Origin of the sequence: Pseudomonas sp. BF-B-15, from assembly GCF_019946675.1 — a bacterium.
Lineage (GTDB): Bacteria > Pseudomonadota > Gammaproteobacteria > Pseudomonadales > Pseudomonadaceae > Aquipseudomonas > Aquipseudomonas migulae.
This window is the reverse complement of the sequence record NZ_JAGYFZ010000003.1, coordinates 78423-100823: the sequence shown is the minus strand read 5'-3', so window position 1 is coordinate 100823 and position 22401 is coordinate 78423. Positions and strand designations below refer to the sequence as shown.

The 22401-nt window shown below is 61.0% G+C and carries 22 protein-coding genes and 1 pseudogene; 18 read left to right on the top strand and 5 right to left on the bottom strand.

Annotated elements, in window-relative coordinates; all coding sequences use genetic code 11:
* The first annotated feature begins 100 nt into the window (after nt 1–100).
* The 4 genes and pseudogenes from coaBC (at nt 101) to argB (ending at nt 4353) form a co-directional block, all read left to right on the top strand.
* Nucleotides 101–1309, top strand: a complete 1209-nt coding sequence (gene coaBC / locus KGA97_RS02040; RefSeq protein ID WP_150631431.1) for a bifunctional phosphopantothenoylcysteine decarboxylase/phosphopantothenate--cysteine ligase CoaBC — start codon at nt 101–103, stop codon at nt 1307–1309.
* Between the two features lie 5 nt (nt 1310–1314).
* Entirely contained in the window at nt 1315–1770 is a 456-nt protein-coding gene (dut, locus tag KGA97_RS02035) for a dUTP diphosphatase (protein WP_008030580.1), read from the top strand.
* Between the two features lie 283 nt (nt 1771–2053).
* Nucleotides 2054–3430: pseudogene (locus KGA97_RS02030) on the top strand (phosphomannomutase/phosphoglucomutase); the annotation flags it as partial.
* Between the two features lie 17 nt (nt 3431–3447).
* On the top strand, nt 3448–4353 hold the full coding sequence (argB, locus tag KGA97_RS02025; protein ID WP_008030582.1) for an acetylglutamate kinase: 906 nt from the start codon (nt 3448–3450) through the stop codon (nt 4351–4353).
* Nucleotides 4354–4565: 212 nt separating this feature from the next.
* Here argB and pyrE read toward each other — a convergent pair whose 3' ends face one another.
* Nucleotides 4566–5210 carry an orotate phosphoribosyltransferase gene (gene pyrE / locus KGA97_RS02020; RefSeq protein ID WP_008038033.1) on the bottom strand — a complete coding sequence of 215 codons (645 nt, stop codon included), beginning with the start codon at nt 5208–5210 and terminating at the stop codon, nt 4566–4568.
* Between the two features lie 82 nt (nt 5211–5292).
* Here pyrE and KGA97_RS02015 point away from each other — a divergent pair, with 82 nt between their 5' ends.
* Entirely contained in the window at nt 5293–6072 is a 780-nt protein-coding gene (locus KGA97_RS02015) for an exodeoxyribonuclease III (protein ID WP_008030595.1), read from the top strand.
* Nucleotides 6073–6245: 173 nt separating this feature from the next.
* Here KGA97_RS02015 and KGA97_RS02010 read toward each other — a convergent pair whose 3' ends face one another.
* Nucleotides 6246–6614 (bottom strand): DUF4870 domain-containing protein, encoded by a 369-nt coding sequence (locus tag KGA97_RS02010; RefSeq protein ID WP_008038052.1) that lies wholly within the window; start codon nt 6612–6614, stop codon nt 6246–6248.
* 29 nt (nt 6615–6643) lie between these two features.
* Nucleotides 6644–7366, bottom strand: coding sequence for a ribonuclease PH (gene rph / locus KGA97_RS02005; protein WP_008030600.1), 723 nt, complete (start codon nt 7364–7366; stop codon nt 6644–6646).
* A gap of 281 nt (nt 7367–7647) precedes the next feature.
* Here rph and KGA97_RS02000 point away from each other — a divergent pair, with 281 nt between their 5' ends.
* From KGA97_RS02000 to KGA97_RS01975, 6 genes are all read left to right on the top strand, one after another.
* A complete protein-coding gene (locus tag KGA97_RS02000; protein WP_008030602.1) occupies nt 7648–8511 on the top strand; it encodes a YicC/YloC family endoribonuclease in 864 nt (287 codons plus the stop codon).
* A gap of 12 nt (nt 8512–8523) precedes the next feature.
* Complete coding sequence (gmk, locus tag KGA97_RS01995) at nt 8524–9144, top strand: guanylate kinase (protein WP_223480132.1); 621 nt, start codon at nt 8524–8526, stop codon at nt 9142–9144.
* Between the two features lie 167 nt (nt 9145–9311).
* Nucleotides 9312–9575: a DNA-directed RNA polymerase subunit omega gene (gene rpoZ, locus KGA97_RS01990; protein WP_008030604.1), complete on the top strand. Its 264-nt coding sequence runs from the start codon at nt 9312–9314 to the stop codon at nt 9573–9575.
* A 57-nt stretch (nt 9576–9632) separates the two neighbouring features.
* Nucleotides 9633–11738 (top strand): bifunctional GTP diphosphokinase/guanosine-3',5'-bis pyrophosphate 3'-pyrophosphohydrolase, encoded by a 2106-nt coding sequence (spoT, locus tag KGA97_RS01985; protein ID WP_008038056.1) that lies wholly within the window; start codon nt 9633–9635, stop codon nt 11736–11738.
* A 25-nt stretch (nt 11739–11763) separates the two neighbouring features.
* The gene (locus KGA97_RS01980) at nt 11764–12144 is read left to right on the top strand and encodes a RidA family protein (protein WP_003229509.1); all 381 of its coding nucleotides are present in this window, start codon (nt 11764–11766) and stop codon (nt 12142–12144) included.
* 70 nt (nt 12145–12214) lie between these two features.
* The gene (locus KGA97_RS01975; protein WP_192420540.1) at nt 12215–12955 is read left to right on the top strand and encodes a hypothetical protein; all 741 of its coding nucleotides are present in this window, start codon (nt 12215–12217) and stop codon (nt 12953–12955) included.
* 141 nt (nt 12956–13096) lie between these two features.
* Here the strand turns inward: KGA97_RS01975 and KGA97_RS01970 are convergent, their stop codons facing one another.
* The gene (locus KGA97_RS01970) at nt 13097–13954 is read right to left on the bottom strand and encodes an SDR family oxidoreductase (RefSeq protein WP_223480131.1); all 858 of its coding nucleotides are present in this window, start codon (nt 13952–13954) and stop codon (nt 13097–13099) included.
* A 188-nt stretch (nt 13955–14142) separates the two neighbouring features.
* Here KGA97_RS01970 and exbB point away from each other — a divergent pair, with 188 nt between their 5' ends.
* The 6 genes from exbB (at nt 14143) to KGA97_RS01940 (ending at nt 21052) form a co-directional block, all read left to right on the top strand.
* Nucleotides 14143–15111: a tonB-system energizer ExbB gene (gene exbB, locus KGA97_RS01965; RefSeq protein ID WP_192420536.1), complete on the top strand. Its 969-nt coding sequence runs from the start codon at nt 14143–14145 to the stop codon at nt 15109–15111.
* Between the two features lie 6 nt (nt 15112–15117).
* The gene (exbD, locus tag KGA97_RS01960; protein ID WP_008030611.1) at nt 15118–15546 is read left to right on the top strand and encodes a TonB system transport protein ExbD; all 429 of its coding nucleotides are present in this window, start codon (nt 15118–15120) and stop codon (nt 15544–15546) included.
* Nucleotides 15543–16289 carry an energy transducer TonB gene (locus KGA97_RS01955; RefSeq protein WP_223480130.1) on the top strand — a complete coding sequence of 249 codons (747 nt, stop codon included), beginning with the start codon at nt 15543–15545 and terminating at the stop codon, nt 16287–16289. The genes exbD and KGA97_RS01955 overlap by 4 nt, the downstream gene beginning before the upstream one ends.
* 269 nt (nt 16290–16558) lie before the next feature.
* A complete protein-coding gene (locus KGA97_RS01950; RefSeq protein ID WP_008030615.1) occupies nt 16559–17488 on the top strand; it encodes a hydrogen peroxide-inducible genes activator in 930 nt (309 codons plus the stop codon).
* A gap of 9 nt (nt 17489–17497) precedes the next feature.
* A complete protein-coding gene (gene recG / locus KGA97_RS01945) occupies nt 17498–19573 on the top strand; it encodes an ATP-dependent DNA helicase RecG (protein WP_008030616.1) in 2076 nt (691 codons plus the stop codon).
* 78 nt (nt 19574–19651) lie between these two features.
* Entirely contained in the window at nt 19652–21052 is a 1401-nt protein-coding gene (locus KGA97_RS01940; protein ID WP_008030618.1) for an aminoacyl-tRNA deacylase and HDOD domain-containing protein, read from the top strand.
* A gap of 108 nt (nt 21053–21160) precedes the next feature.
* On the opposite strand, the gene KGA97_RS01935 is transcribed toward KGA97_RS01940, so the two are convergent.
* A complete protein-coding gene (locus tag KGA97_RS01935; protein ID WP_008038063.1) occupies nt 21161–21550 on the bottom strand; it encodes a hypothetical protein in 390 nt (129 codons plus the stop codon).
* Between the two features lie 334 nt (nt 21551–21884).
* On the opposite strand from KGA97_RS01935, the gene KGA97_RS01930 reads away from it, so the two are divergent.
* The gene (locus KGA97_RS01930) at nt 21885–22268 is read left to right on the top strand and encodes a DUF6124 family protein (protein ID WP_223480129.1); all 384 of its coding nucleotides are present in this window, start codon (nt 21885–21887) and stop codon (nt 22266–22268) included.
* The last annotated feature ends 133 nt before the right edge of the window (nt 22269–22401 follow it).

Sequence of the window (22401 nt, the reverse complement as noted above, 5' to 3'; positions counted from 1 at the left end):
GCGGTCGCTGTGATATCGTAGCCCATCTTTTTTGTGGGCGATTTCACTCCTGGGGAGGGGGTATCGCTACGCAGTCATCAACGAAATGAAAGGCAGACCTATGCAGCGGCTGTATCGGAAACGCATCGTTCTGGGCGTCGGCGGCGGTATTGCTGCCTACAAGAGCGCCGATCTGGTTCGCCGCCTGATCGATCAGGGCGCCGAAGTGCGCGTGGTCATGACCCGTGGCGGTGCCGAGTTCATCACTCCGCTGACCATGCAGGCCCTGTCCGGGCACCCGGTTCACCTGGACCTGCTGGACCCGGCGGCCGAAGCGGCGATGGGCCACATCGAACTCGCCAAGTGGGCCGACATGGTGCTGATCGCTCCGGCGACCGCGGACCTGATCGCCCGTCTGGCCCAAGGCATCGCCGACGACCTGCTGACCACGCTGGTGCTGGCCACCGACGCCGTGGTCGCCGTCGCTCCGGCGATGAACCAGGCCATGTGGCGCGACCCGGCGACCCAGGCCAACCTGCAAACCCTCGAAAGCCGCGGCATCAAGGCCTTCGGCCCGGCCTCGGGCAGCCAGGCCTGTGGTGACGTTGGTCTGGGCCGCATGCTCGAAGCCGTCGAACTCGCCCAATGCGCGGCGGACTGCTTCCAGCGTCAGGCGCTGACCGGCAAACACGTACTGATCACCGCCGGCCCGACCCAGGAAAACATCGACCCGGTGCGCTACATCACCAACCACAGCTCTGGGAAAATGGGCTTTGCCCTGGCCGAAGCCGCCGTTGAAGCAGGCGCCCGCGTGACCCTGATCACCGGCCCGGTGCACCTGCCGACGCCGGATCGCGTCACCCGCATCGACGTGGTCAGCGCCCGCGACATGCTCGCCGCTTGCGAAGCCGCGATCCCTTGCGACCTGTTCATCGCCTCGGCAGCAGTCGCGGACTACCGCCCGGAAGTCGTCGCCCCACAGAAACTCAAGAAAGACCCTACGAACGGCGACGGCTTGCTACTACAAATGGTCCGCAACCCAGACATTCTGGCCACCATCGCCACGCGCCCCGACCGCCCATTCAGTGTCGGTTTCGCCGCTGAAACCGAACACCTGCTCGATTACGCTGCGCGCAAGTTGAAAGACAAGAACCTCGATTTGATCGTCGCCAACGACGTCGCCAACCCGAGCATTGGCTTCAACAGCGAAGAAAACGCCTGCAGCGTGATCGACCGTGAGCTCCACGCCACACTTTTCGCCCAGACCAGCAAGAGCAAGATTGCTCGCCAGCTGATCACTTTTATCGCCGAACGTCTGAACCAGGTTTAATTTACATGCACGCTTTGCAAGCCAAGATCCTCGACCCACGCATCGGTACTGAATTCCCGCTGCCGCAATACGCCACCCCAGGCTCCGCCGGCCTCGACCTGCGCGCCATGCTGGAAAAAGACATCGTGATCAAACCGGGTGAAACCGTGCTGATCCCGACCGGCCTGTCCGTCTACATTGGCGATCCTGGCCTGGCGGCGCTGATTCTGCCGCGCTCCGGCCTGGGCCATAAGCACGGCATCGTGCTGGGCAACCTGGTCGGCCTGATTGACTCCGATTACCAGGGTCCGTTGATGGTTTCGTGCTGGAACCGCGGCCAGACCGATTTCAACATGGTGGTTGGCGAGCGTTTGGCCCAGCTGGTTCTGGTGCCGGTGGTTCAAGCGCACTTCGAGATGGTCGAAGAGTTCGTTGAAACCGAGCGCGGTGCGGGCGGTTTCGGGCATTCCGGCAAGCATTGATTTCTGGTTTTCAGGCTGGGCGCCCTGCCCGGCCTGAAGGGTGCTCTGCATTTTCAGAATGAAAATTGCTTAGCCGTCATCTGGAAGGTTTAACACTGGAAAACAAGGCATTGGCTGGCCAAATCCTGGTTGGCGTTGGTGGCATGGCCTTTTCGCACCACGAACTCTCTGCGAAAAACGCCGTCATACCCTTCAGTTCGAGCCCGCCGAAGCGTTCTTCGCGCGCAGGTCCAGCCACTTTCGAGATGGAGCATTCCCACAGATGAGCAACCCAGCCCAAGTCGCACCCAAGTTCCCCGACAGCATTTTCCGCGCGTACGACATTCGCGGCACCGTCCCGGAATTCTTGAACGCTGAAACCGCTTACTGGCTCGGTCGCGCCATTGGCGCCCAAAGCCTGGCCCAGGACGAACCGAACGTCTCCGTTGGCCGCGACGGTCGCCTGTCTGGCCCGGAACTGGTCGAGCAGCTGATCAAAGGCCTGGCCGAGGCCGGTTGCCACGTCAGCGACGTCGGCCTGGTGCCAACCCCGGCGCTGTACTACGCCGCCAACGTATTGGCCGGCAAATCGGGCGTGATGCTGACCGGCAGCCACAACCCGTCGAACTACAACGGCTTCAAGATCGTCATCGCCGGCGACACCTTGGCCAACGAACAGATCCAGGCCCTGCACGATCGCCTCAAGTCCAACAACCTGAGCAGCGGCAAGGGCAGCATCACCAAGGTCGAAATCCTCGACCGCTACAACACCGAAATCGTCCAGGACATCAAACTGGCCCGCCGCCTCAAAGTCGTGGTCGACTGCGGCAACGGCGCGGCCGGCGTGATCGCCCCGCAACTGATCGAAGCGCTGAACTGCGAAGTCATCCCGCTGTTCTGCGAAGTCGACGGCAACTTCCCGAACCACCACCCGGATCCGGGCAAGCCTGAAAACCTTGTCGACCTGATCGCCAAGGTCAAGGCAACCAACGCCGACATCGGCCTGGCTTTCGATGGCGACGGCGACCGCGTTGGCGTAGTGACCAACACCGGCAGCATCGTCTACCCGGACCGCCTGCTGATGCTGTTCGCCCGCGACGTCGTGGCGCGCAACCCGGACGCGGAAATCATCTTCGACGTCAAATGCACCCGCCGCCTGACACCGCTGATCAAGGAATACGGCGGTCGTCCGCTAATGTGGAAGACCGGTCATTCGTTGATCAAAAAGAAAATGAAACAAACCGGCGCCCTGTTGGCCGGCGAAATGAGCGGGCACATTTTCTTCAAGGAACGCTGGTTCGGTTTCGACGATGGCATTTACAGCGCCGCACGGCTGCTGGAAATCCTCAGCAAGGAAAAATCCACCGCGGAAGAGCTGTTTGCGACCTTCCCGAATGATATTTCTACGCCGGAAATCAATATCCATGTGACCGAAGAGAGCAAATTCAGCATCATTGATGCATTGCACGACGCGAAGTGGGGCGAAGGCGCCGACCTGACCACCATCGACGGCGTGCGAGTCGACTATGCCAAAGGCTGGGGCCTGGTGCGCGCGTCCAACACCACACCGGTGCTGGTGCTGCGCTTCGAGGCCGATGACGAGGCTGAATTGCAACGCATCAAGGACGTTTTCAAAGTCCAGTTGAAGCGTGTTGCACCTGATCTCCAACTACCGTTCTGATTCACCCGGAGCCCTGAATGACCCTCGAACGCGAAGCCGCCGCCAACACCGCCAAGGTCCTGTCCGAAGCGCTGCCTTACATCCGCCGCTATGTCGGCAAGACGCTGGTGATCAAATACGGCGGCAACGCGATGGAAAGCGAGGAGCTGAAAACCGGCTTCGCCCGCGACATCGTGCTGATGAAAGCCGTCGGGATTAACCCGGTGGTGGTTCACGGCGGCGGCCCGCAAATCGGCGATCTGCTCAAGCGACTGTCGATCGAGAGCCACTTTGTCGATGGCATGCGCGTCACCGACGCGGCAACCATGGACGTGGTGGAAATGGTCCTGGGTGGCCAGGTCAACAAAGACATCGTCAACCTGATCAACCGTCATGGCGGCAGCGCCATCGGCCTGACCGGTAAAGACGCCGAGCTGATTCGCGCGAAGAAGCTGACCGTCACCCGCCAGACGCCGGAGATGACCCAACCGGAAATCATCGACATCGGTCACGTCGGTGAAGTGGTCGGCATCAATACCGACTTGCTGAACCTGCTGGTCAAAGGCGACTTCATCCCGGTGATCGCGCCAATCGGCGTCGGTGCCAACGGCGAGTCTTACAACATCAACGCCGACCTGGTGGCCGGCAAGGTGGCCGAAGCGCTGAAAGCCGAGAAGTTGATGCTGCTGACCAACATCGCCGGGTTGATGGACAAGTCGGGCCAGGTCCTGACCGGCCTGAGCACTCAGCAGGTCGACGACCTGATTGCCGACGGCACGATCTACGGCGGCATGCTGCCGAAGATCCGTTGCGCGCTCGAAGCGGTTCAGGGTGGCGTGGGCAGCTCGCTGATCATTGATGGTCGCGTGCCGAATGCGATCTTGCTGGAAATCTTCACCGATACCGGCGTGGGTACTTTGATCAGCAATCGCAAGCGTCACTAAGCGATCGCGCATACAAAAAGACCCCGCTCAGCCTAGCTGAGCGGGGTCTTTTTTTGTGCGGACGTGCGCCTGATAAATCGCGGCGCCGCCATCGCCGGCAAGCCGGCTCCTACAAAATCGGTGAGATCCCTGTAGGAGCTGGCTTGCCAGCGATGGTGGCATGCCTGACACACCGCGTTGCATTGATCGCCAGCAAGCCGGCTCCTACAGGGTCAGACGCCGAATTGCGCGCGGTAGGCTTCTACGGCTGGCAGGTGTTGCTTGAGCTGCGGATCGTCGGCGAGGAATTCCAGCACCTGATTCAGCGAAACAATACTGATCACCGGAATGCCGAAATCACGCTCCACTTCCTGGATCGCCGACAATTCACCATTGCCACGCTCCTGACGGTTCAGGGCGATGAGCACGCCTGCCGCCTTGGCGCCATCCTGGGAAGCGATGATCTGCATCACTTCGCGGATCGCGGTGCCAGCGGTGATCACGTCGTCGATGATCAGCACATCGCCGGTCAACGGCGCGCCGACCAGGCTGCCACCTTCGCCATGGGCCTTGGCCTCTTTGCGGTTGAAGCACCATGGCAAATCACGGTCGTGATGTTCAGCCAGGGCCACTGCGGTGGTCGCCGCCAAAGGGATGCCTTTGTAGGCCGGGCCAAACAGTACGTCGAAGGGAATGCCGCTCTCGACGATGGCCGCCGCGTAGAAACGACCCAGCTGCGCCAGGGCCGAACCCGAGTTGAACAGGCCGGCATTGAAGAAGTATGGACTGGTACGCCCGGACTTCAGGGTGAACTCACCGAAGCGCAAAACGCCGCGATCGATGGCAAAACGAATGAAATCGCGCTGATACGCTTGCATGAAAAAAACCCCAAATACCACGGATTTAGCTAATTAGGTTGACGCCGTGTATCATACACGCACGCGATTTTTGGGGCCATTTATGCGGATCATCAGTGTGAACGTCAATGGTATTCAGGCTGCAGTGGAGCGAGGTTTGCTCAGTTGGCTGCAAGCACAGAATGCCGACGTCATCTGCCTGCAGGACACCCGCGCCTCCGCCTTTGAACTGGACGATCCAGCCTTCCAACTGGATGGCTACTTCCTTTATGCCTGCGAAGCCGAAGTTCCCGCCCAGGGTGGCGTGGCTTTGTATTCGCGGTTGCAGCCGAAGGCAGTCATCAGCGGTCTCGGTTTCGAGACGGCCGACCGCTACGGGCGCTACCTGCAAGCCGATTTCGACAAGGTCAGCATCGCGACCTTGCTGCTCCCTTCGGGGCAGAACGGCGATGAAGACTTGAACCAGAAGTTCAAGCTAATGGACGACTTCGCCCGTTATCTGGATAAACAGCGACGCAAACGTCGCGAGTACATTTACTGTGGCTCGCTGTACGTGGCGCAACAGAAGCTGGATATCAAGAACTGGCGCGACAGCCAGCAATCCCCGGGTTTCCTGGCACCTGAGCGTGCCTGGATGGACGAGATTGTCGGCAACATGGGTTATGTCGATGCCCTGCGCGAAGTCAGCCGTGAAGGTGATCAGTACAGCTGGTGGCCGGACAATGAGCAGGCTGAGATGCTCAACCTGGGCTGGCGCTTCGATTACCAGATACTGACGCCGGGCCTGCGCCGCTTTGTACGTAGCGCTCGTTTGCCACGTCAGCCACGGTTTTCGCAGCATGCACCACTGATCGTGGACTACGACTGGACGCTGACCATCTAGACGTCGTTACACAGACACAAAAAAGCCGACAGCAGTGTCGGCTTTTTTGTGGGCGCTGATTTTGCTTTCTGTAGGAGCGAGGCTTGCCCGCGAAAGCGATTTAACAGCCGACATTTATGCCGGATGTGACGGCCTCTTCGCGGGCAAGCCTCGCTCCTACAGGGCGGTGTCGCCTATTTGATCAACCGCCAAGTGAACGGATACCGATACGGCACCCCCTCATTGGCCTTCACGCCAGCAATGATCGTCAACACCAACGCACCGATCGCCAGCAACCCGAACAGGAAGAACCCGATGATCAACACCATCAGCAGGAAGCAGATGGCCGAAGCGATGGCGACGGTGATCTGAAAGTTCAGCGCCTCCTTGCCCTGCGCATCGACAAACGGGTCCATCTCGCGCTTCATCTGCCAGAGAATCAGCGGGCCGATCAGCGTGCCGAACGGAATCCAGATCCCCAGCAAGGCGGACAGGTGACAAAACATCGCCCATTGCCGAACTTCTTTGCTCGGGACGGGAAGCAGCTCTTGCTCGTCACTCATGTTGTCCTCCTTGTCTGGAATGGTTCCGGTCAGTCAGCCAGTGCAGCCTTTTGCAGTTCGAAGATTTCGGTCATGCCTTTCTTCGCCAGTTCAAGCATAGCGGTCAACTCTTCAGGCTGGAACGGCGCGCCTTCGGCAGTGCCCTGAACTTCGATGAAGCCGCCAGTGCTGGTCATCACCACGTTCAGGTCGGTCTCGGCAGCCGAGTCTTCCAGGTAGTCGAGGTCGAGCACAGGCTCGCCCTGGTACATACCCACCGAAACAGCGGCGATCATTTGCTTGAGTGGGTCGCCGCCTTTCAGGCCGCCGCGCTTCTTGATCACTTTCAAGGCATCGACCAGCGCAACCATCGCGCCGGTGATGGACGCGGTGCGGGTGCCGCCGTCAGCCTGGATCACGTCGCAGTCGACGTACAGGGTGACGTCGCCCAGCTTGGACATGTCCAGCGAGGCGCGCAGCGAACGACCGATCAGACGCTGGATTTCCAGGGTGCGGCCGCCTTGCTTGCCGCGGCTCGCTTCACGCTGGTTACGCTCGCCGGTGGCGCGCGGCAGCATGCCGTATTCGGCGGTCAACCAGCCTTGGCCCTGACCTTTGAGGAAACGCGGCACGCCGTTTTCGACGCTGACGGTGCAGATGACTTTGGTATCACCGAACTCGACCAGTACGGATCCCTCGGCGTGTTTGGTGTAGTTGCGGGTAATGCGGATCGAGCGGAGCTGATCGGCAGCGCGACCACTTGGACGTTTCATAGGGAATACCTGTACGGGGGACGGAAAACTGCCGAGCATTATAGAGCCGCGCGCCAATACTGGGCACTTCTAAAAAATCCGCCCGACGATTGAAGGCTCTGGCCTGAGCTTGGAACAGCGCTTTACCGACGGCCTGCAGCCCTTTGTCACACCGTGTGTTTGGGCGCATCCGCCCCACTGCGCTACAATCCTGCGCCTTTGCTGCCTGTCGGCTTTAATTCACAGATAGCGGGTCCGCGAAACCTTTGGTAACGCATCGACCTGCATTGCGAGGTACCTCCATGGTGCACAGCATGACCGCCTTCGCCCGCGTCGAGAAAGCCGGCGTCCAAGGCACCCTGAGCTGGGAACTGCGCTCGGTCAACAGCCGCTACCTGGAACCGCACTTGCGTCTGCCGGAGTCGTTTCGCGATCTCGAAGGCGCGGTCCGCGAAGCGCTGCGCCAAGGCATCTCCCGAGGCAAACTCGAATGCACCCTGCGCTTCACCGAAGAGAACACCGATAAACCCCTGCAAGTGGATCGCGAGCGCGCCGCGCAATTGGTTGCGGCCGCCGAGACCATCGCCGGCCTGATCAAGAACCCGGCCGCGCTGAACCCGCTGGAAGTCCTGGCCTGGCCCGGCGTGCTGGTGGGCGATGCCACCGACCCGCAAGCCCTGAATGCCGAAGCGCTGGCGCTGTTCAACGAAGGCCTGAAGGAACTCAAGGCTGGCCGCGAGCGCGAAGGCGCGGAGCTGGCACGGCTGATCAACGATCGCCTGACGTCCATTGAAGAAGACGTGGTGACCCTGCGTGAACTGGTCCCGCAGATGCTCGCCACCCAGCGCCAGAAAGTCCTCGACCGCTTCGCCGACATGAAGGCGGAAATGGACCCGCAGCGTCTGGAGCAGGAAATGGTCATGCTCGCTCAGAAGAGCGACGTCGCCGAAGAACTGGATCGCCTGAGCACTCATATCATCGAAGTTCGCCGGGTACTCAAGTCCGGCGGCGCTGCCGGCCGGCGCCTCGACTTCCTGATGCAGGAGCTCAACCGCGAAGCCAACACACTGGGCTCCAAAGCCTTCGACCCGCGCAGCACTCAGGCGGCGGTCAACCTCAAGGTGTTGATCGAGCAGATGCGCGAACAAGTGCAGAATATTGAGTAAGGCAAACCCGACATGACCCACAGCACCGGCACCCTGTACATCATTTCCGCCCCTTCGGGCGCGGGCAAGAGCAGCCTGGTCAAGGCCCTGACCGACGCTGATGCGGAGATCCGCGTCTCGGTCTCCCACACCACTCGCGCCATGCGCCCCGGTGAAGTGGACGGCGTGAACTATCACTTCGTCGAACGCGGCGAGTTCGTGAAGATGATCGAGCACGGCGATTTCCTCGAGCGCGCCGAAGTATTCGGCAACCTCTACGGCACTTCGCAAAGCCACCTGCAGCAGACCCTGGACGAAGGCCACGACCTGATTCTGGAAATCGACTGGCAAGGCGCCGAGCAAGTGCGCAAGTTGATGCCCCAGGCCCGTTCGATCTTCATTCTGCCGCCGTCCCTGCAGGCCTTGCACCAGCGCCTGACCAATCGCGGCCAGGACAGCGACGAGATCATTGACGGCCGCATGCGTGAAGCCGTCAGCGAGATGAGCCACTACGTTGACTACGACTACCTGATCATCAACGACGATTTCGCCCATGCCCTGCGCGATTTGCAGGCGATTTTCCGTGCCAATCAGCTGCATCAGAAGCGTCAGCAGCTGCTCAACGGCAAACTTTTGGCTGAATTGCTCGGCTAAACAGCTCTTCCCAAAACCGCTGCAAGGGCTTTACATTGGCACTTGCAGCGCGTTGAAGGGCTTGGTCAAAAAATCAGCGCTTCCCTAATCGCTGGTGATTTTTTAAACTGTTGAGTCCGCTCGCCCAACCGGGCAGCGCGCATATTGCATTCGCTCCGAGGAATACCATGGCCCGCGTAACCGTTGAAGACTGCCTAGAACACGTGGAAAACCGCTTTGAGCTGGTCATGCTCTCTACCAAGCGTGCCCGTCAACTGGCCACCGGTGGCAAAGAGCCGCTGGTTCAGTGGGAAAACGACAAGCCTACCGTTGTAGCGCTGCGTGAAATCGCTGAAGGCCTGATGAGCTACGAGTTCATCGCCGAGCAAGAAATCGTCCAGGATGAACCGCTGTTCGCAGCGTTCGAGGACGAGTCCAACGAGGCCGTCTAAGCCTATGCCTGGTCGACGTAGCACGGCGCGGGGTCACAGCGAACGGCAGGAGTCATCATGCCGAGCATAGACGCCCTCGCCGATCGCTTATCGACCTACCTCGGCAAGGACCAGGTCAACCTGGTCCGCCGAGCGTACTTCTACGCCGAACAAGCCCACGACGGCCAACGCCGCCGCAGTGGCGAGGCGTACGTCACGCATCCTCTTGCGGTGGCGAATATTCTTGCCGACATGCACATGGACCATCAGAGTTTGATGGCTGCGATGCTGCATGACGTGATCGAAGACACCGGTATTGCCAAGGAAGCGCTGCAAGCGCAGTTCGGCGAAACCGTGGCCGAACTGGTCGATGGCGTCAGCAAGCTGACCCAGATGAACTTCGAGACCAAGGCCGAAGCCCAGGCCGAAAACTTCCAGAAAATGGCCATGGCCATGGCGCGCGACATTCGCGTGATCCTGGTCAAACTCGCCGACCGCCTGCACAACATGCGCACGCTGGAAGTCCTGTCCGGAGAGAAACGCCGGCGGATCGCCAAGGAAACCCTGGAAATCTATGCGCCCATCGCCAACCGGCTGGGAATGCACGCCATCCGCATAGAATTCGAAGACCTCGGCTTCAAGGCCATGCACCCGATGCGTTCCGCGCGGATCAACCAGGCGGTCAAACGCGCCCGGGGCAACCGCAAGGAAATCGTCAACAAGATCGAAGAATCCCTCGGTCACTGCCTGGCCATCGATGGGATTCAGGGCGAAGTCAGCGGTCGCCAGAAACACCTCTACGGCATCTACAAGAAAATGCGCGGCAAGCGTCGGGCCTTCAACGAGATCATGGACGTCTACGCGTTCCGGATCATCGTCGACAAGGTCGATACCTGCTACCGCGTACTGGGTGCTGTACACAATTTGTACAAACCGCTGCCGGGGCGCTTCAAGGATTACATCGCGATCCCCAAGGCCAACGGCTACCAGTCGTTGCACACCACGTTGTTCGGCATGCACGGTGTTCCGATCGAGATCCAGATCCGTACCCGTGAAATGGAAGAGATGGCCAACAACGGCATCGCCGCCCACTGGCTGTACAAATCCAGCGGCGACGAGCAGCCCAAAGGCACTCACGCCCGCGCCCGCCAGTGGGTCAAAGGCGTGCTGGAAATGCAGCAACGCGCCGGCAACTCGCTGGAATTCATCGAAAGCGTGAAGATCGACCTGTTCCCGGACGAGGTCTACGTGTTCACGCCCAAAGGCCGGATCATGGAGCTGCCCAAAGGCTCCACGGCGGTCGACTTCGCTTACGCGGTGCACACCGACGTGGGTAACAGCTGCATTGCCTGTCGGATCAATCGTCGTCTCGCGCCGCTGTCCGAACCGCTGCAAAGCGGCTCCACGGTCGAGATCGTCAGCGCCCCCGGCGCGCGGCCGAACCCGGCGTGGCTCAACTTCGTGGTCACCGGCAAGGCGCGGACCCATATCCGCCACGCGCTGAAACTGCAACGCCGCTCCGAATCCATCAGCCTCGGCGAACGCCTGCTGAACAAGGTCCTCAACGGTTTCGACAGCGCCCTGGACAAAGTCCCGGCCGAGCGCGTCAAGGCCATGCTCACCGAGTACCGCCTCGAACTGATCGAAGACCTGCTCGAAGACATCGGCCTGGGCAATCGCATGGCTTACGTCGTCGCCCGTCGCCTGCTCGGCGAAGGCGAACAACTGCCAAGCGCGGAAGGCCCGCTGGCGATTCGCGGCACCGAAGGTTTGGTGCTCAGTTACGCCAAGTGCTGCACGCCGATCCCGGGCGACCCGATTGTCGGTCACCTGTCGGCGGGCAAAGGCATGGTTGTGCACCTGGACAACTGCCGCAACATCAGCGAAATCCGCCACAATCCGGAAAAATGCATCCAGCTCTCGTGGGCCAAGGATGTCACCGGCGAATTCAACGTCGAGCTGCGCGTCGAGCTGGAACACCAGCGCGGCTTGATCGCACTGTTGGCCAGCAGCGTCAACGCGGCCGACGGCAATATCGAAAAAATCAGCATGGACGAACGCGATGGTCGCATCAGCGTGGTCCAACTGGTGGTCAGCGTGCACGACCGTGTGCATCTGGCCCGCGTGATCAAGAAACTGCGCGCACTGACCGGGGTGATCCGCATCACCCGCATGCGCGCCTAAGCCAACCTATTACAAGGAGTCATTCATGACCAAGACTGTTATCACCAGCGATAAGGCCCCGGCCGCCATCGGCACTTACTCCCAGGCGATCAAGGCTGGCAACACCGTTTACATGTCGGGTCAGATTCCTCTGGACCCAAAAACCATGGAACTGGTTGAAGGCTTCGAAGCCCAGACCGTCCAGGTGTTCGAGAACCTGAAAGCCGTGGCCGAAGCCGCTGGCGGTTCGTTCAAGGACATTGTCAAACTGAACATCTTCCTTACCGACCTGAGCCACTTCGCCAAGGTCAACGAGATCATGGGCAAGTACTTTGACCAGCCATACCCAGCCCGCGCCGCCATCGGCGTAGCCGCCCTGCCAAAGGGTTCGCAGGTTGAAATGGATGCCATTCTGGTCATCGAGTAATGCATTCGGCGCAGCCCGAAAGGCTGCGCCAATGCCGTATGTATAAAAAGCGTTTTGAAAGGATTCCACCATGCGCACTGCGCTTGCTGTCTCGCTGGTCGCCCTGTTCTTGGGCGGATGTGCCAGCAACCCTGCCGACCGCGACATCAGCGGCACCTGGATCAATCAGGTGGCGATCGATGCTGCGTCCAAAGGCGGCCCCCTGCGCGAAGCGCTCCAGGCTTATGGTCCGAACCTGGAATGGGACGTCAACACCAAGGCCGGTCAGGCCCGCTACACCAACGGTTTTGAGAACGTCGAAGGCAAGCTGCTGGGCGAAGCGTCCGGCGCCTGGAAAGTCGACTTCTACGGCAGTTCCGCCAGCGAGCTGAAGCGTGACGGCAAGCAATTGGCCCAAGTCGCCAGCGACAACGAACCCGCACAGGTCTTCGACCGCGCGCTGATCCCGGTGCCGGATGGCGCACCGATGGGTGCCAGCTTCGAACGCGCGCTGTATTCCGCCTACATGGGCGGCAACTGGAAAGTCGTCAGCGGTCCCGGTGAAGGCAGCTCCGTGCAGTTCCAGGCCGACGGCCAGGTAACCGGTTTGCCGGGTGCGGATCGCTACGCGCTGTGTCTGGCGGGCGATTGCGCGTCGATGAGCGGCGGCAACGACAACATGTGGCTGCAGCTCAAGGGCCAGGGCAACACCTGGATCTTTGCGCGCAAGGGCAAGGAACTGGAGATCCTCCAGGCTGTGAACACCGCGCAGGCAGACGAAATGCCGCAGTTCACGCCGGGTGATCGCAAGTGGTTGCTGGAAAAGCAGTAACCCGGCTCTAAAGCCAACGCAAAGCCCAATGTAGGAGCGAGGCTTGCCCGCGAAGACGTCGTAACATCCAACATCAACGTTGATTGTTACACCGTCTTCGCGGGCAAGCCTCGCTCCTACAGTATTGATGGGACCTGGAAATCAGCAGCGGCCTTCGAGGATAGCGGCGTACCCTTCACGATAGCTCGGGTACTTCGGCACCCAACCCAAGGCCTTCACCCGCGCATTGCTGCACTGCTTGCTGCCCGTGCGCCGCACACTCGCATCGTCAGCCCATTCAGTCACGCCCAAATATTCGCGCAACCAGTCCACCACTTCGGCCAGCGGTGCAGGCGCGTCGTCGACGCCGATATAAACGTCATCCAACGCCACACCGCGCCGATCCGCCTCAAGCAGAAACGCCATCAAGCCAGCCGCGTCATCCACGTGAATCCGATTGCCATACAACGGCGGATCAATCGCCACGCGATATCCGCGACGAACCTGCGTCAGCAGCCATTCGCGGCCCGGGCCGTAGATGCCGGTCAAACGCACGATGCTTGCCGGAATGCCACTGTTGAGTGCCACTTGTTCCGCCTCCAGCATCAGTCGACCTGAATAGCCGGCAGCGATGGTCGGCGACGTTTCGTCGACCCACTCGCCGTCCTGCTGGCCGTAAACGCTGCTACTGGAAACGAACAGCAGGCGATTGGGCACCTGCCCGTAGTCGTCCAGCCACTCGATCACATGCTGCAAGCCCTCGACATAAGCGGCGCGGTAACCGGCTTCATCGTGATCGGTGGCTGCCGCGCAATACACCAGGTAGTCCACCGCACCGACCGGCCAGGTTTGCGGGCAATCCTTGTTGAACAAGTCGCCGGCAACGCCAATCACCCCCTCGGGCAGGCGCGAGACGTCACGGCGCAGGCCATGGACCTCCCACCCGCAAGCGAGCAATTGTGTAGCCAGACGACTGCCGACATCACCGCAGCCGGCGATCAAAACAGAGGGCGCGGACATCAAAAAACTCCTATCGGAAAGCCACAGACTAGCGCCGGCAATGGACGAGCGGCTAGCAATGAAGGAAAAAAAGATACTCTATTACTTCTGTTAACAAGAATTACTTGCAATAATGCCTGCCACTTTTGTTCTCGGCCTTCGAGGCCTGGAAGAACATTTACCGTCTTTTCCTCTCAGGTCCGGCCAGCATGACACGCAATCAATTCCCCGCTTCGCCAACCAATCGACCTCGCGCCTGGAGCGCGGTGGCCGCCCTGTTGCTCAGCCTGATGCTGGCGCCAACCGCCGCCTTCGCTGACGCACAAGCCCCGGCCACCCCAGCCGCCGCCACTGCGCCCGCTCCCGCCGACCACTCTGCCGAACACGCCGCACCGGTTGCCACCGATCCGGCCCAGGCCGTAGACGCCGCCGGTGAAGACGCGCCGCAAGTCCTCGAAGCCGACAACAGCCTGGGCATGGCCCATGACCTGTCGCCGTGGGGCATGTACCAGAACGCCGACATCATCGTGAAAATCGTGATGATCGGCCTCGCCATCGCGTCGATCATCACCTGGACCATCTGGATCGCCAAGGGCTTCGAGCTGATGGGTGCCAAGCGTCGTCTGCGCACTGAAATCGTCCACCTGAAGAAGGCGGCAACCCTCAAGGAAGCCAGTGTAACGGCAGCCAAGCCCGGTACCCTCGCCAACCTGTTGGTGCACGATGCGCTGGAAGAGATGCACCTGTCGACCAACAGCCGCGAGAAAGAAGGCATCAAGGAACGCGTCGCCTTCCGTCTTGAGCGCCTGGTCGCAGCCTGCGGTCGCAACATGAGCAGCGGCACCGGCGTCCTCGCTACCATCGGTTCTACCGCGCCGTTCGTGGGCCTGTTCGGCACCGTGTGGGGCATCATGAACAGCTTCATCGGCATCGCCAAAACCCAGACCACCAACCTCGCCGTCGTGGCTCCCGGCATCGCCGAAGCCTTGCTGGCCACCGCGCTGGGCCTGGTTGCCGCGATTCCAGCCGTTGTGATCTACAACGTGTTCGCCCGCTCCATCGCCGGCTACAAGGCGCAAGTGTCCGACGCCTCGGCAGAAGTCCTGTTGCTGGTCAGCCGCGACCTCGACCACCAGCCTGAGCGCAGCTCGCAACCGCACATGGTGAAAGTGGGGTAATCGGCCATGGGCCTGCATTTGAAAGAAGGCGCAGACGACGATCTGGCCGAGAACCACGAAATCAACGTCACGCCGTTCATCGACGTGATGCTGGTGCTGTTGATCATCTTCATGGTGGCCGCTCCGTTGGCCACCGTGGACATCAAGGTCGACCTGCCTGCCTCCAGCGCCAAACCGGCGCCGCGGCCAGAGAAACCGGTGTTCCTCAGCGTCAAAGCTGACCAGCGCCTGTTCCTCGGCGAAGACGAAGTGAAAGCCGAAGCACTCGGCGCCACGCTCGACGCCAAGACCCAGGGCAAGAAAGACACGACGATCTTCTTCCAGGCCGATAAAGGCGTGGACTACGGCGACCTGATGAGCGTGATGGACAACCTGCGCGCTGCCGGCTACCTGAAGGTCGGTCTGGTCGGACTCGAGACGGCAGTGAAGAAATGATCACGACGCGCCATAAGCTGACGCGTTACGGCGGTAGCCTGGCCGTGGTGCTGGGCGTCCATGCGCTGGCCATTGCGCTGGCGCTGAACTGGACGTCGCGCCCACCTATCGAGCTGCCGCCGCAGGCGATGATGGTCGAGTTGGCGCCGGTTCCGGCACCGCCTCCTCCGGCACCGCCGAAGGTGATAACGCCGCCACAACCCCCTGCTCCGGTGGAAGAGCTGCCGATCCCGAAGCTGGCCGAAGTGCCTAAGGCAGAAATCACCGTACCGAGGCCGGTCAAACCCAAGCCCAAGCCTCAACCGCCCAAGCCTGTGGAGAAAAAGCCGGAGCCGCCGAAGGAAAAACCGTCCGAGGAAAAACCGAGCGAAGCGCAACCGACCCAGGCGCCGACGGAGAAATCCGCTCAACCGGCACCAGGCCCATCACCTGCGCAGCAAGCGGCCAAGGCCAGTTGGCAAGGCACCCTGCTGGCGCACTTGGCCAAGTACAAAAAGTACCCGGCCAGTGCACAGGCGCGGGGCAAGGAAGGTTTGAACCGTCTGCGCTTCGTGGTGGACGGCGAAGGTAACGTGTTGTCGTTCGAACTGGTGGGCCGCTCGGGCAATGCCGATCTGGACCGGGCCACCCTGGAAATGATCAAGCGTGCCCAACCGCTGCCCAAGCCACCGGCCGACATGCTGAACAACGGCTCCATCGAAATTGTTGCGCCGTTTGTTTACTCGCTGGAACGCCGCCGCTAAAGAGAACCCTGTAGGAGCGAAGCTTGCTCGCGAAAACGGTATGTCATTCACGAATGATTCGACTGACATACCGCTTTCGCGAGCAAGCTTCGCTCCTACAGATTCTGCGGCAGTAACAAGATATGCAAAAGGCACCCGAAAGGTGCCTTTTGCATATCCGCCAGCGGCAAACCGGCATTACCCGGTGTCACTCGACACACTCTCTCTGATAACGTGCGTCTATCGATTGCAGCCGGTATGCTTGGCCCGCAACTTCATGGACGCTCGCTATGACTCTTACAGAATTACGCTACATCGTTACCCTCGCCCAAGAGCAGCACTTTGGCCACGCGGCCGAGCGTTGCCACGTCAGCCAGCCGACCCTGTCGGTGGGCGTGAAAAAGCTTGAAGACGAACTCGGTGTGCTGATTTTCGAGCGCAGCAAGAGCGCCGTGCGCCTGACCCCGGTCGGCGAAGGCATCGTGGCCCAGGCACAAAAAGTCCTGGAACAGGCCCAAGGCATCCGCGAACTGGCCCAGGCCGGCAAGAACCAGCTGACCGCCCCGCTGAAAGTCGGCGCCATCTACACCGTCGGCCCGTACCTGTTTCCGCACCTGATTCCGCAACTGCACCGGGTCGCCCCGCAGATGCCGTTGTACATCGAAGAAAACTTCACCCACGTGCTGCGCGACAAACTGCGCAACGGCGAGCTCGACGCGATCATCATCGCCCTGCCGTTCAACGAAGCCGACGTCCTGACCCTGCAGCTCTACGACGAGCCGTTCTACGTCCTGATGCCGGCCCAGCACCCGTGGACACAAAAAGAATCCATCGACGCCGCCCTGCTCAACGACAAGAGTCTGCTGCTGCTCGGCGAAGGCCACTGCTTCCGCGATCAAGTGCTGGAAGCCTGCCCGACGCTGACCAAAGGCAACGACGGCGCCAAGCACACCACGGTGGAATCCAGCTCGCTGGAAACCATTCGCCACATGGTCGCCTCGGGGCTCGGGATTTCGATCCTGCCGCTGTCGGCCGTGGACAGCCATCACTACGCCCCCGGCGTGATCGAAGTGCGCCCACTGACCGCGCCGGTGCCGTTCCGCACCGTGGCCATCGCCTGGCGTGCGAGCTTCCCGCGTCCGAAAGCCATCGAGATCCTCGCTGACTCCATTCGCCTGTGCTCGGTGGCCAAGCCGCCCGCGCCGGTGGCTGCGGCTTAAGTTGCTGTCATGACCGAGTTGTCGCAAGTGTCGGTCACGGCACTCAAGGGTGTCGGCGAGGCCATGGCCGAGAAACTGGCCAAGGTCGGCCTGGAGAATCTCCAGGACGTGCTGTTTCACCTGCCGCTGCGTTATCAGGACCGCACTCGCGTAGTCCCGATCGGCCACCTGCGACCGGGGCAAGATGCCGTGATCGAAGGCACCGTCAGCGGCGCCGACGTGGTCATGGGCCGGCGCCGCAGCCTGGTCGTGCGCTTGCAGGACGGCACCGGCGGGCTCAGCCTGCGCTTCTACCATTTCAGCAACGCCCAGAAAGAAGGCCTCAAACGTGGCACGCGGATTCGCTGCTACGGCGAAGCGCGGCCCGGTGCGTCGGGACTGGAAATCTACCACCCGGAATACCGCGCCCTCACCGGCGACGAGCCGCCGCCGGTGGATGAAACCCTGACGCCGGTGTACCCGCTCACCGAAGGTTTGACCCAGCAGCGTTTGCGCCAGCTCTGCATGCAAACCCTGACGATGCTCGGCCCGACCAGCCTGCCGGATTGGTTGCCGAACGAACTGGCGCGGGACTATCAACTGGCGCCGCTGGCCGACGCGATTCGTTACCTGCATCACCCGCCGGCCGATGCCGATGTCGACGAACTCGCCCTCGGCCATCATTGGGCGCAGCACCGTCTGGCCTTTGAAGAACTGCTGACCCATCAACTGTCCCAGCAGCGTCTGCGCGAAAGCATGCGTTCCCTGCGCGCGCCGGCGATGCCAAAAGCCAGCCGATTGCCGGCCCAATACCTGGCCAATCTCGGTTTCAATCCAACCGGCGCCCAACAACGCGTCGGCAACGAAATCGCCTATGACCTCAGCCAGCACGAACCGATGCTGCGCTTGATTCAGGGCGACGTCGGCGCGGGCAAAACCGTGGTCGCCGCCCTTGCCGCGCTCCAGGCACTGGAAGCGGGTTATCAAGTGGCGTTGATGGCGCCGACCGAGATCCTCGCCGAGCAGCACTTCATCACCTTCAAGCGCTGGCTCGAACCGCTGGGCATTGAAGTCGCGTGGCTGGCCGGCAAGCTCAAAGGCAAGAACCGCGTGGCCGCGCTGGAGCAGATCGCCAGTGGCACACCGATGGTGGTCGGCACTCACGCACTGTTCCAGGACGAAGTGCAGTTCAAGAACCTCGCGCTGGTGATCATCGACGAACAACACCGTTTCGGCGTGCAACAGCGCCTGGCGCTGCGGCAGAAAGGCGTCGGCGGGCGCATGTGCCCGCATCAGCTGATCATGACTGCCACGCCGATCCCGCGAACGCTGGCGATGAGCGCCTACGCCGACCTCGACACCTCGATCCTCGACGAACTGCCGCCGGGCCGAACCCCGGTCAACACCGTGTTGGTCACCGACACCCGGCGCGTCGAAGTCATCGAGCGGGTGCGCGGTGCCTGCGCCGAAGGGCGTCAGGCCTATTGGGTGTGCACGCTGATCGAAGAGTCGGAAGAGCTGACCTGCCAAGCGGCGGAAACCACCTTTGAGGACCTCACCGCCGCCCTCGGCGAGTTGAAAGTCGGGTTGATTCACGGCCGCATGAAGCCTGTCGAGAAAGCCGCCGTGATGGCCGAATTCAAGGCCGGCAACCTGCAACTGCTGGTCGCCACCACCGTGATCGAAGTCGGCGTGGACGTTCCGAACGCCAGCCTGATGATCATCGAAAACCCCGAACGCCTCGGCCTCGCGCAGTTGCACCAATTGCGCGGCCGTGTCGGTCGAGGCAGCGCCGCCAGCCATTGCGTGCTGCTCTACCATCCGCCGCTGTCACAGATCGGCCGTCAGCGCCTGGGCATCATGCGCGAAACCAACGACGGTTTTGTCATCGCCGAAAAAGACCTCGAACTGCGCGGCCCCGGCGAAATGCTCGGCACACGCCAGACCGGCCTGCTTCAATTCAAGGTCGCCGACCTGATGCGCGACGCCGACCTGCTGCCCGCCGTGCGCGACGCCGCCCAGGCATTGCTGGAGCGTTGGCCGGATCACGTCAGCCCGCTGCTCGACCGCTGGCTGCGCCACGGGCAGCAATACGGCCAAGTGTGAGCACCGTCGCAGTTTCTGGACCCTGCCCTTAAACAAGCTGGTTATACTCCTGCAATTGTTTGAATACGGATACAGACCATGACTGAAGCTGCCCTCGTCCCCGAAACCCCGCACGCTCCGTCTGTTATTCGGCTGCTGCTCGCCAAACTGGGCATCGCCTACGAAGAAGTCCTCGACCACCACGGCCTGAACGCCTCGCGCAAAGTGCAAGCGGTGCTGCTCGACGACGCCGTGGGCGCGCTGATGGTGCTGTTTCCGCAAAGCCAATTGCTCGACCTCAACCGCCTCGCTGAACTGACCGGCCGCCGCCTCGCCGCCGTGTCGACCGAGCGCCTGGAAAAGATGCTCGGCAAACACAACCTGAGCCTGCTGCCCGGCCTGCCGGCGCTGACCAGCTCGCCCTGCCTGTACGAAGAAAGCCTGCTGCGCGAACCGAAGTTGCTGATCAACTCGGGCGAGCCGGGCGTGTTGCTGGAAATCACCAGCGAAGCCTTCAAGACCATGCTGACCAAGGCCAGCGCCGCCAACTTCGGCGAGAACGTGAGCAGCATCCGCCCGAACCTTGACCGCCCCGACGATGACCGCGAGGAAATCACCCAGGCCGTCCAGGCGTTCACCGCGCGACGCATCCAGCAACGCCTGGAAGCCACCATCGAGATTCCGCCACTGGCCGAGACCGCGCAGAAAATCATCAAACTGCGCGTCGACCCCAACGCCACCATCGACGACATCACCGGCGTGGTCGAAACCGACCCGGCCCTGGCCGCACAAGTCGTGAGCTGGGCGGCGTCGCCGTACTACGCCTCGCCGGGCAAGATTCGCTCCGTTGAAGACGCCATCGTCCGCGTGCTGGGTTTCGACCTGGTGATCAACCTGGCGCTGGGCCTGGCCCTGGGCAAAACCCTCAGCCTGCCCAAAGACCACCCGCAACACACCACGCCGTACTGGCAGCAATCGATCTACACCGCCGCCGTCATCGAAGGCCTGACCCGCGCCATGCCGCGCGCCCAGCGCCCGGAAGCCGGCCTGACCTACCTCGCCGGCCTGCTGCACAACTTCGGCTACTTGCTGCTGGCCCACGTGTTCCCGCCGCACTTCTCGCTGATCTGCCGCCACCTGGAGGTCAACCCGCACCTGTGCCACAGCTACGTCGAGCAACACCTGCTCGGCATCAGCCGCGAACAGATCGGCTCATGGCTGATGCGCTATTGGGACATGCCCGATGAGTTGGCCACCGCGCTGCGCTTCCAGCACGACCCGAGCTACGATGGCGCCTACGCCGAGTACCCGAACCTCGTGTGCCTGTCCGTGCGCCTGCTGCGTAGCCGCGGCATCGGCTCCGGCCCGGATGAAGATATCCCCGACGCCCTGCTGGAACGCGTCGGTTTGACTCGCGACAAAGCCAACGACGTCGTCAGCAAAGTGCTTGAGGCTGAAGTGCTGCTGCGTGAACTCGCCTCGCAATTCACTCAGGCCTAAAAGCTTCGTCGGAACGCCGCCCGGACCAAGCCTCGCTCCTACGGATCACCCAAATCTGTAGGAGCGAGGCTTGCCCGCGAAAAATCCACCTCGGTCTACCTGACCACCTCAAACCTTAGCGGCAGCCTTCGCCTTCCGCGGCTTCAAATACTTGGTCAACCCCTGAAACCAGATCACCAACGCCGGGTTGCCCTTGATCTGAATCGACTTGTCCTGAATCCCCGTCATAAACGCCAACTGCTTGTTCTTCGCCTGCATCGTGGCAAAGCCATACGCCGCATCTTTAAACGCAATCGCAAACGCCGGCTCGGCATACACGCCCGACTTACTGGTAATGCGCTGATCCTTCACAAAGAAATGCCGCGCCACTTTCCCGTCCAGGGTCTGTAGCTGGAACACCAACTCCTTGTCACCCAACTGCTGCTGAAACGCAGGATTAGTCCGACTGGCCTTACCCATCAACAAACCCAGCATCCACAGAAGAAAACGAAATTTCATGCGCACAGCCTCAAAAGGAAAATGAACGGCCGGCGCAGTGTAGCGGCTTCGAGCGAGAACGCCACTATTGCGCAGTGTTAGAAGAAGATGCCGTCGTTTTTGACGCTGATGACTACCAAGTCATTGACGAAACGCTGCTGTTTAAAAGCTGAGGTTTTTTGGTCTTTCTACGCTCGGGACTATCGGATATTTCCTTCAACACGTGGCGTTGCTCATGAACTAGGCATCCCTAATCTTCATCGATAACCTTTGCTCGTTGCCGCAAAATCAGCGACCGGATGTGCAAGTCCGAAACCGGAGAAAAACAATTCATTAACTCCAAGGATTTACACCCATGACCAATCCGACATCCAAATCGCCCGAACACGAAGCCACCTCCCCCTACGAATCCTTAGACTCCAAAAAACTCCACGAAGCCGCCGAGCGCGCCCTCGACCATCACTTCGGCACAACTGCGGATAAACCATCGAAATTCCGCAAGGGTGCGCTCTTCATCGTCGCTCCCGACCTCCACACCGAAACCCTCCTGGCCAATGCCTCCGAAGACCTGCTGTCCATCAGCGCCATCGCCGCCGACCTAGCCGACGGTGTAGAAGGCTCCCGCCGCTCAGTCGCCCTGGCCCTCAGCAGAATGGCGGACGGTGTGCATTTGTTGGTGGAGCGAGCGCTGGACCACATTGATTCGTCGACCCCGGAAGAGCATCGCGCCAAGGCGTAAGGCTGAACTGGTAACCAAGCAAACAAAAACGGCCCCGATTGATGTTGCCAACAATCGGGGCCGTGTTCTTTTCTGGCTCAGGAACCCGGACAAACCTTTGGTTCCTTCACTTCAAAACAGACTTTGTCAGGGT